Origin of the sequence: Aeromonas sp. HMWF014 (genome assembly GCF_963878295.1) — a bacterium.
Taxonomy (GTDB): Bacteria; Pseudomonadota; Gammaproteobacteria; order Enterobacterales; family Aeromonadaceae; genus Aeromonas; species Aeromonas popoffii.
This window is the reverse complement of sequence record NZ_CAWNYS010000178.1, coordinates 1-9716: the sequence shown is the minus strand read 5'-3', so window position 1 is coordinate 9716 and position 9716 is coordinate 1. Positions and strand designations below refer to the sequence as shown.

11 protein-coding genes are annotated in these 9716 nt (G+C 58.8%); 4 read left to right on the top strand and 7 right to left on the bottom strand.

Annotated features, from left to right (window positions below; all coding sequences use genetic code 11):
* Both AAC083_RS06950 and AAC083_RS06945 read left to right on the top strand, forming a co-directional pair.
* On the top strand, positions 1 to 602 hold a 602-nt coding region (locus AAC083_RS06950; protein WP_258224623.1), incomplete at its 5' end, for a cytochrome C assembly family protein.
* A gap of 41 nt (positions 603 to 643) precedes the next feature.
* Positions 644 to 1924: an HlyC/CorC family transporter gene (locus tag AAC083_RS06945; protein WP_108536166.1), complete on the top strand. Its 1281-nt coding sequence runs from the start codon at positions 644 to 646 to the stop codon at positions 1922 to 1924.
* A gap of 30 nt (positions 1925 to 1954) precedes the next feature.
* Here AAC083_RS06945 and AAC083_RS06940 read toward each other — a convergent pair whose 3' ends face one another.
* Entirely contained in the window at positions 1955 to 2422 is a 468-nt protein-coding gene (locus tag AAC083_RS06940; protein ID WP_042038804.1) for an Rrf2 family transcriptional regulator, read from the bottom strand.
* Positions 2423 to 2533: 111 nt separating this feature from the next.
* On the opposite strand from AAC083_RS06940, the gene hmpA reads away from it, so the two are divergent.
* Positions 2534 to 3727 carry an NO-inducible flavohemoprotein gene (hmpA, locus tag AAC083_RS06935; RefSeq protein WP_108536165.1) on the top strand — a complete coding sequence of 398 codons (1194 nt, stop codon included), beginning with the start codon at positions 2534 to 2536 and terminating at the stop codon, positions 3725 to 3727.
* 101 nt (positions 3728 to 3828) lie between these two features.
* On the opposite strand, the gene AAC083_RS06930 is transcribed toward hmpA, so the two are convergent.
* The 6 genes from AAC083_RS06930 to AAC083_RS06905 form a co-directional block, all read right to left on the bottom strand.
* Positions 3829 to 4428, bottom strand: a complete 600-nt coding sequence (locus AAC083_RS06930) for a tetratricopeptide repeat protein (RefSeq protein WP_181364674.1) — start codon at positions 4426 to 4428, stop codon at positions 3829 to 3831.
* Between the two features lie 527 nt (positions 4429 to 4955).
* Entirely contained in the window at positions 4956 to 5891 is a 936-nt protein-coding gene (gene mdh / locus AAC083_RS06925; protein WP_042038801.1) for a malate dehydrogenase, read from the bottom strand.
* Between the two features lie 221 nt (positions 5892 to 6112).
* Complete coding sequence (artM, locus tag AAC083_RS06920) at positions 6113 to 6775, bottom strand: arginine ABC transporter permease ArtM (protein WP_042038800.1); 663 nt, start codon at positions 6773 to 6775, stop codon at positions 6113 to 6115.
* Between the two features lie 3 nt (positions 6776 to 6778).
* Positions 6779 to 7429: an arginine ABC transporter permease ArtQ gene (artQ, locus tag AAC083_RS06915; protein ID WP_042038799.1), complete on the bottom strand. Its 651-nt coding sequence runs from the start codon at positions 7427 to 7429 to the stop codon at positions 6779 to 6781.
* Positions 7430 to 7432: 3 nt separating this feature from the next.
* On the bottom strand, positions 7433 to 8170 hold the full coding sequence (locus AAC083_RS06910; RefSeq protein WP_042038798.1) for a transporter substrate-binding domain-containing protein: 738 nt from the start codon (positions 8168 to 8170) through the stop codon (positions 7433 to 7435).
* A gap of 25 nt (positions 8171 to 8195) precedes the next feature.
* Positions 8196 to 8936 (bottom strand): ATP-binding cassette domain-containing protein, encoded by a 741-nt coding sequence (locus tag AAC083_RS06905; RefSeq protein ID WP_108536163.1) that lies wholly within the window; start codon positions 8934 to 8936, stop codon positions 8196 to 8198.
* A gap of 201 nt (positions 8937 to 9137) precedes the next feature.
* Between AAC083_RS06905 and argR the strand changes: the two genes are divergently transcribed.
* Positions 9138 to 9608, top strand: a complete 471-nt coding sequence (gene argR / locus AAC083_RS06900; protein ID WP_005308670.1) for a transcriptional regulator ArgR — start codon at positions 9138 to 9140, stop codon at positions 9606 to 9608.
* Positions 9609 to 9716: the final 108 nt, after the last annotated feature.

Genomic DNA, 9716 nt, shown 5'->3' with positions numbered 1-9716 from the left:
TGCTCAACGTTGCATCTCTCGTGAGTCTCATCATCGGCTGCTTCATGACCTGCGTCACCCGCCGCTTCAACGGCTGGATCCTGCTGCCGGTGGTCTACAGTTTCTCCGCTCTGCTGCTGGCCGCCAGCGCCCTGATCCCGGGCCGCTATATCACCCATCTGGAGGCCCATCCCCAGCTGCTGCTGCACATAGGACTGGCACTGATGGCCTATTCGGTGCTGATGATCGCCTGTCTGTTCGCGCTACAGCTTGCCTGTCTGGACAGACAGCTCAAGTCCCGCAAGATCAGCCAGTTGCCAGCCATGCCGCCCTTGATGACGGTCGAAAAGCGGCTGTTCCAGCTCATCTCGGCGGGCCTGTTCCTGCTGACCCTCTCCATCGCCTCCGGCCTCTTCTTTCTGGAAGACATGTTCGCCCAAGGCAAATCCCACAAAGCGATCCTCTCGATCCTGGCCTGGTGTGTCTACATGCTGCTGCTGTGGGGTCATCACACCCGTGGCTGGCGCGGTCGCAAGGTCATCACCTTGAGCCTGATCGGCAGCTTCATCCTGACCCTGGCCTATTTCGGCAGCCGCTTCGTCAAAGAAGTCCTGCTGAGCTGATACCATCCCCCTTTACTCATCCCCCCACACAGGAGCCCTTCTTGGACAGCATATCAACGAGCACATTATTGATTGTTCTCGTTATTTTGATCCTCTTATCTGCTTTTTTCTCAAGTTCTGAAACCGGCATGATGTCGCTCAACCGCTACAAACTGCGGCATCTGGCTCAAACCAAGCACAAGGCTGCCCGTCGGGTAGAAAAGCTGCTGTCCCGCCCGGATCGCCTGCTGGGTCTGATCCTGATCGGCAACAACCTGGTCAACATCCTCGCCTCGGCCATCGCCACCATCGTCTGCATCAGACTGTTTGGCGCCTTCGGGGTAGCCATTGCCACCTTCGGCCTGACCCTGATAGTGCTGGTGTTTGGCGAGGTGACCCCCAAGACACTGGCGGCCATGTACCCGGAGAAGATCGCCTATCCCGCCTCCTGGGTCCTCAAGGGGCTGATGGTGCCACTTTACCCCTTTGTCTGGCTTATCAATGGCATCACCAGTGGCCTGCTCAAGCTGCTTCGGCTCCATCCCAGCAAGGATGACGCCCTCAACACCGAGGAGCTGCGCACCATAGTCAACGAGGCGGGCAGCCTGATCCCCCAGCGCCATCAGGAGATGCTGCTCAGTATTCTGGATCTGGACAAGATGACGGTGGAGCACATCATGGTGCCGCGCAGCGATATCTATGCCATCGACATCAACGATGACTGGAAGACCATACTGCGTCAGCTGGCCCACTGTGCCCACACCAAGATCCTGCTCTACCGCGACAACATCGACGATGTGGTGGGCTTCCTGCACGCCCGCGATGCACTGCGGCTGATGGCCAGGGATCAGTTCAACAAGTCGAGCCTGCTGCGGGAAGTGGACGAGATCTACTTCATCCCGGAAGGCACGCCGCTCAACGTGCAACTGGCCAAATTCCAGCGCAACAAGGAGCGGATCGGCCTCATAGTGGATGAGTACGGGGATATTCAGGGGTTGATCACCCTGGATGACATACTGGAAGAAATAGTCGGCGACTTCACCACCTCCATGACACCGGCGCCCAGCGACGAGATCCACCCCCAGCCGGATGGCTCGTTTCTGGTGGAAGGCTCGGCCAGCATTCGTGAGCTGAACAAAGAGATGAGCTGGCGACTGCCCATCGACGGGCCCAGAACCCTGAACGGTGTCATCCTGGAATACCTGGAGGAGATCCCCCAGCCCAACATCAGCCTGCGGCTCGCCGGCTATCCCATCGAGATCCTGGAAGTGGAGAACAACATGGTCAAGATGGCGCGGATCATGCCGGACTTATACCGTAACGAGTCGAGATTCGAAGATTGAAAAAAGGCTGCCGATGGCAGCCTTTTTATCTCACTCGCTCTCCTCATCCGGCTCCAGCACCAGGGTCGGGATCACGTCACCGAACACCTTCTGCAACTCCTCGCGATTGGCAAGCAGATCTTGCAGCGTGTAGCTGTCCATCACCGCCAAAAAGGCATTCATCGCCCCCTTCAGTGCATTCTTCAGCAAGCAGACAGAGACGATGTGGCAGACGGGTGAGTTGCAGTCGATGCCATCCAGATTGCCCTCCAGCGCCCGGATCACCTGACCGATATTAACTGTCTCCGGCGCGCAGGCCATGCGGATCCCGCCATTCTTGCCGCGCTGGGATTGTAGATAGCCCAGCTTCACCAGTTGATTCACCACCTTGACCATATGGTTGCGGGAGACGCCATACAAGGCGGAGACCTTGGCCACGCTCGACAATTCACCCTGTGGCAAGGTCGCCAGATAGAGCAGAGCTCTCAATCCAAAATCGGTATAGCTAGTTAGTCTCATAGTGCCTGTGTCGCATAACGCGAAAAATTGATTATTGATTCATATCAAATAAACATCTAGGATGCAGCTTATTAAGTGACATTTTAGATGTTCAATTAGTAAGGACCTCCTATGTTAGACCAAGCCACCATCGCCGTCATCAAAAGCACCATCCCTTTGCTCGAATCGGCGGGGCCAGCCCTCACCCAGCACTTCTACCAACGCATGTTCAGCCACAACCCTGAGCTGAAAGATATTTTCAACCTGGCGCACCAGCGAAGCGGCGGTCAACCGCTGGCGCTGTTCAACGCGGTGGCGGCTTACGCCAGGAATATCGACAACCTGGGAGCCCTGGCCGGAGCGGTAGAACGCATCGCCCACAAGCACACGGGTTTCCTGATCCAACCGGAACAATATCACATTGTAGGTAGTCATCTCTTGGCCACGCTCAAAGAATTAGGCGGAAGTGCGGTCACCGAGGAGGTGCTGGATGCCTGGGGCAAGGCTTACGGTGTGCTGGCCAGTATCTTCATCGGCCGGGAGAGCGAGATCTATCAGGAGAAGGCGAGCGAGATCGGTGGCTGGCAGGGTCCTCGCGCCTTCATCATCAAGGAGAAACGGGTCGAGAGCACACTCATCACCTCTTTCGTGCTGGCGCCCGTCGACGGCAAACCCGTACTGCATTTCAAACCGGGCCAGTACCTCAGCATCAAGCTGGCCCACCCAGAGCTCGAATATCAGGAGATCCGCCAATACTCCCTCTCTGATGCGCCGAACGGTCGCGATTACCGCATCAGCGTCAAGCGCGAGCCGCAGGGTCAGGTTTCCAACCTGCTGCACGACCATCTGCATACTGGCGATCAGGTGGATCTGATGCCGCCAACAGGCGACTTCTTCCTCCAGGCCAATGCCACCACCCCCGTGGTGCTGCTCTCCGCCGGTGTGGGCCTCACCCCCATGCTGAGCATGCTCAACCAGCTGCTGGCCACAGGCCATGCTGCCGACATCTGCTGGCTGCACGCCTGTGAACAGGGTTCCTTGCACGCCTTCAAGGAGGATATCCAGCGCAAGCACGAACAACACGACTGGCTACAGAGCCGGGTCTGGTATCGGGAGCCGGGGGCTCTGGATGAGCAAGGGAAGGACTACGACTTCAACGGCACCATGAACGTGAGCCAGGTGGCCGAGTTGCTGGCACCGCAGGCCCACTACTATTTCTGTGGTCCGCTTGGCTTCATGCAGGCGATCAAGGCGCAGTTGAGCGCGATGGGCATTCCAGCCGATCAGCTACACTACGAAGTTTTTGGCCCCCATCAGGATCTTTAAACGGAGCGGCCACGTATAAAGCAAGGAGGATCCAGCCTGTCACGGCACGGCGGCTGGCACCTCCCGACCCACGGATGCAGATCCGTGGGTCGTTTTTTTGGTCAGTGCATCGCCTTGGCTCGGGCGATGGCGTTGGCCGGCATCCGGTTGCCCAGCCGGGTCAGCAGAGTGGCCGCCCTCTGGTGCTGGGCCTTGTCACCAATGACGGTGCTGTGCAGCCAGTGATAGGCCTCTTCATAATCCAGCGGGCTGCCCATCCCCTGCAGCAGCATCTCGACCCACTCGACCTGTGCCCGCTGAAACCCCAGTCTGGCGGCTTCACGCATCAGGGTCTCGGCCCTGACCAGATCTTTCTGCACCAGGATGCCCTTCCAGTAGTAGCGCCCCAGCTGTTCCAGCGCAGGTGCCAGCCCCTGATTGGCCGCGTCCCACATGAATTTGACCCCAAGCTCGGCATTGGGCTTGATGCACACCCCCCAGGCCAACATATCGCCCCACAGGAACTGATAGGCAGGCACCTTCATCACCTCGGCCCGCACCTCTATATCTTGAGTAAGCTGGCACCTGTCCTGCTTCACCTGTTGCAAGTGACGCCCCTGTGCAATCCAGTTGAGCAACTCATCCTGGCGGTAGAGGGGGACTGCCTGCAAATTGCGGCTGTCGATACCCAGACCGCCGCCACCCGATGGTGTGCTGGTCATGGGTCGGCTGGTCGGAGAGAGCCCGCTCTCCACTGTGGCTGCGGGGGATGGGGTCGCGGGCGCAGATTCAGTCACAACGGCAGCGGGCTCCGCTGCAGGTGTCGACTCGGACGCCACAGGCAATGGCGCAGCAGCGGGGACTGCGTCAGATCCAGCAGGCTGGGCGGCGGCAGACACTGCGGGCGGAGCTGCAACCGCTGGCGACTCGGCGGCAGATACTGCGGGCAGGGATGCAACTGCTGGCGACTCGGCGGCAGACACTGCGGGCAGGGATGCTATCGCTTGCTCGGCCGCTGACACCGCGCGGCTCGGTGTGGATGCAGCGGCGGATGCCTGAGGCTCCGCGCCCTGTACCTGGGTGGTCAGCAAACAGACAAGGCCGACAAGGGTAAGTGGTTTCATCATAAGGTTCTCCTGCTGCTCTCTGTTATCGGCAGCCGGCCCCATCCCCTTAGCTCGTCGCCATCTGCAGCTGTCACCCATAACAAAGGGGAGCCGAAGCTCCCCTTGTTTGTCAGCCATACGGCTTACTTGACGAAGTCGACACCCAGCTGGATATCGGCTTTCAGGGTGGCTAGCATGCCATCCATCGCCGCTTGCTCGAAGGCACTCAGCTTGCCGTAGTCCAGCACGGTTTCGACACCGTTCTTACCCAGCAGTATGGGTTGCGCGAAGAAGGCGGCGTGCTTGCCATCCCCTTCGACATAAGCACACTCGATGACATTGGCTTCGCCCTGCAGGCCCTTGATGAGAGACAGACCGAAACGGCAGGCCGCCTGGCCCATGGAGAGGGTGGCAGATCCGCCACCGGCCTTGGCTTCCACCACTTCGGTACCGGCGTTCTGGATACGCTTGGTCATGGCAGCCACTTCCTCGGCAGAGAAGCTGGCCCCTTCGATCTGGGACAACAGCGGCAGAATGGTCACGCCACTGTGGCCACCGATCACGTTGACACGCACCTTGTCGACGTTCAGACCCTTGGCCTCGGCCACGAAGGTCTCGGCACGGATCACGTCCAGGGTGGTGACACCGAACAGGCGGCGCTTGTCATAGACACCGGCTTTCTTCAGCACTTCAGCGGCGATGGCGACCGTGGTGTTGACCGGGTTGGTGATGATGCCGATCAGCGCTTTCGGGCAGGTAGCGGCACATTTTTCCACCAGATTCTTGACGATACCGGCATTGATATTGAACAGATCGGAACGATCCATGCCGGGCTTGCGCGCCACACCGGCGGAGATCAGCACCACATCGGCGCCGACCAGAGCCGGGCTCGGATCTTCACCGCAGAAACCTTTTACTTTCACGTCAGTCGGGATATGGCTCAGATCGACCGCCACGCCCGGAGTTACCGGGGCAATGTCATACAGGCTCAGTTCGGAGCCAGCAGGAAGGCGATTTTTCAACAGCAGAGCGAGGGCTTGGCCTATGCCACCGGCGGCACCCAGAACGGCAACTTTCATGATCAACTCCATGTTTAAGCGTAGGTTTAAGGTTGTTTCTTGTTGTGGGCCCAACATTAATGGATCCCCCCCTAAAAAACAATCTGATAACAGTTGTAATCACGGGTTCTGTGAGCCAAGAAACAGGCGGCGAATAAAAATGGGGGAAAATGCAGAAAATCAGAGGGAAAGCACAGATTTCCTGCACTTCCCCCGACCATAAATAGGTAGATATACCGAACTCAGGCCTGGAATGCCAGGGCTCGCCGCTCACACCAGCGGAACCCAATTGTTAACAATCCGTTCATGGTCAGATAGAGGGCACCGGCCACAGTGAACACCGCCAGGGTGTCATAAGTCTGGGCGTTGAGACGCTGGGCCAGACCCATCACATCCATGATGGTAATGGTGCTGGCGAGCGAACTCCCCTTGAGCACCAGGATCACCTCGTTGGAATAGGCGGGTACCAGCCGCCGGGCGGCGTGGCGTACCTTCATCCACAAGGTCTGCCCGGCCGAGAAACCGAGCGCGCGGCACGCCTCCACCTCGCCGGATGGAATGGCATCCAGTGCCCCCTTGAACAGCCGGGTAGAATAAGCCGCCGTGTTAAAGCCAAGGGCCAACACAGCGCAGAACCAGGGCTGCTTGAGCAGCGGCCAGAGCGGCCCGGACTTGAGCCACTCGAACTGGCCCGGCCCGTAGTAGATGAGGAAAATCTGGATGAGCAGCGGCGTGCCGGTGAAGATCAGCACCCACAGCTGTACCAGCTGGGTCGCCACCGGAATGCGCAACTCCAGCACCCAGGTCATCAGGAGCGCTAGCGCAATCCCCAGCAGCAGACTGAGCAGAGTCAGCTCCAGCGTAGTAACCAAACCGCCCAGCAGGGTGATGAAATACTCTTGCATCAGTTAGCCTCCGTAGCGGCGGGTGTAGCGGGCAGCCAGACTCAAGCCATATTCACTCACCAGACTGATCGCCAGATAGATGAGGGCAGCAGCGGCATACCAGGTGAACGGCTCATAGGTGCTGGCCGAGGCCATCTGCGCCTGACGCATCATCTCGTTCACCCCGATAAGGGAGACCAGCGCCGTATCCTTGAGCAGCACCAGCCACTGATTGCCAAGGCCCGGCAGGGCGTGACGCCACGCCTGTGGCAGCACGATGCGAAAGAAGATGTGACTCTTGCCAAAGCCGAGCGCCAGCGCCGCCAGCCGTTGCCCGGCAGGCACGGCATTGAGCGCCGCCCGCAGGGTCTGGGTCGCATAGCTGGCAAACAACAGGGAGAGCGCCAGCACACCGCAGGCGAACGGGCTGAACTCCACGTACTCACCCGTGATGAGGAACAGCAGCTGCGTCGAGCCGAAGTAGATGAACAGCACCACCAGCAGCTCGGGCAGGCCACGGATCAGCGTGGTGAGTGTGGCCACCGGCCACACCAGCGCGCGCTGCTTGCTGAGCTCGGCGGCACTGAACGCCAGTGCCAATACCATGCCCCCGACCAGTGATGCCAAGGCCAGCCCGAGGGTCATCCAGGCTGCATCCAACAACAGGCTCAACATGGCTTACTGCGCGAAGTATTTGTCGAAGATTTTCTGATAGGTGCCGTTGGCCTTGATCTCGGCCAGCCCCTTGTTCAGCTGAGTCAGCAACTCCTGATTGCCCTTGGCGACCGCGATGCCAAAGCCGGTACCGAAATACTTGGCATCGGTCACCGGCGTACCCACCACGGCATACTCCTTGTGCTGCTTGAGCCAGTCGGCTGCGACGGCGGTATCCGCAAAGACGCCGTCGGTACGGCCGTTCATCATGTCGAGGAAGGCGCTCTGGTAGCTGGCATAAGGCACGGTCAGCAGACCCTTGCTCACCCAGTTATCCACCAGATAGGACTGGTGAGAGGTGCCGTTCTGCACGCCGACAGTCTTGTCCACCAGCTCTTCCGGTCCCTTGAAGGCGCCCTTCTTGGCCACAAAGACGGCGGAGTTCTCGTAATAGATGTCGGAGAAGTCGACCTGGGCAGAGCGCTCCGGGGTCACGTCCATGGCGGCGATAGCGGCATCATAGCGACGGAATTTGAGGCTGGGGATCAGGCTGTCAAAGGCCTGGTTGTGGAAGCTGCATTCCAGCTTGGCCTGGGCGCAGATCGCGCGGGCCAGATCGATGTCAAAACCCTGGAACTCGTTCTTGTCATCCAAGTATTCGAACGGAGCATAAGTTGCCTCGGTGGCGAACTTGATCTCCTTGGCCAGCACAGAGGTGCTCAACAGGCCCATGGCAGCAACCAGCAATAGACTTTTTTTCATGACAGCTTCCTTATCGATTTGAATATCAATGCATCAAGAACTCGGCAAACCGGCTGGTTTGCGGAGAGTTGAAAATGGCGGCGGAGCCAGATTCGATGATCCGTCCCTTCTCCAGATAGATCACCTGACTGGCCACCTTGCGGGCGAACTCCACCTCGTGGGTCACCACGACCTGGGTGATGCCGGTCTGGCCCAGATTGCGGATGATCTCCGCCACCTCTTTGGTGATCTCGGGATCGAGGGCCGCCGTCGGCTCGTCAAACAGCAGCACCTGCGGATCCATCATCAGGGTACGGGCGATGGCTACCCGCTGCTGCTGACCGCCGGACAGCCGGGCAGGCCAGGCATCGCGCTTGTCCGCCAGTTGCAGCTGGGACAGCAGATAGGCGCCCTTCTCGATGGCAGCCGCCTTGCTCATGCCGAGCAACTTGACGGGGGCCTCGATCAGGTTCTCCATCACGGTCAGATGTGGCCACAGATTGTACTGCTGGAACACCATGCCCACCTTGCGGCGCAGCGCCTGTGTCTGACGGGTGAATTCGGCGACAGAGAGGCAGGACGGGAAAGAAAATTCACTTTCACCTATGCGCAATACACCGGCATCCGGCGTATCCAGCAGGTTCATCATGCGCAGCAGCGAACTCTTGCCGGCACCGCTTGGGCCCAGCAGCACCAAGGTTTCACCGGGAGCAGTCCGAAAGCTGACATCTTGCAGTACCGGCACCTTGTGCCAGGATTTTTCGATACCGATTAATTCAATACCCATACAGCCCAATTGAATAAGTTTTCAAAATTTCGTCCCGATTTTAGCCCCAAGATGGGTGGATGCAAGCTAATTTTGAATCAATATGCAGAACAAGCGCCGCTTCCTTGCAAAATTAGGCACATGAATGCAAAATGGACTCGCTGTTCATATCTGCCGCCTGAGCGTGACAGGCCGCCATACCTCCTCATTCGTGAGTCCAAGATGAAGCATAACGACAAGCAAGAAAAACTGGCCAAGGCCTTTAAAGCCTTGCTGAAAGAAGAACGATTTGGCTCCCAGGCAGAGATAGTGACTGCCCTGCAAGAGATGGGCTTCGAGAACATCAACCAGTCCAAGGTATCACGCATGCTGAGCCGCTTCGGCGCCGTTCGCACCCGCAATGCCAAGATGGAGATGGTCTACTGCCTGCCGGTGGAGCTGGGCGTGCCCACCACCTCCAGCCCGCTCAAAAACCTGGTACTGGACGTCGACCACAACGGCGCCCTGGTGGTGATCCACACCAGCCCGGGTGCAGCCCAGCTCATCGCTCGCCTGCTCGACTCCCTCGGCAAGGCGGAAGGGATCCTCGGCACCATCGCCGGTGATGACACCATCTTCATCACCCCGACCAGCGACACCGACATCGAAGAGCTCTACCTCTCCGCCCTCGAGCTGTTCGAACAGACCCCTTAATCAGGCTCGTCCGTCCCGCTGTGGTGACGCCCCCTGAACGAAAAATCCCGGCCAAGGCCGTAATGCCGATCAGTTAAGGATCCATTGACCGATCCTTCTGATGTGTGA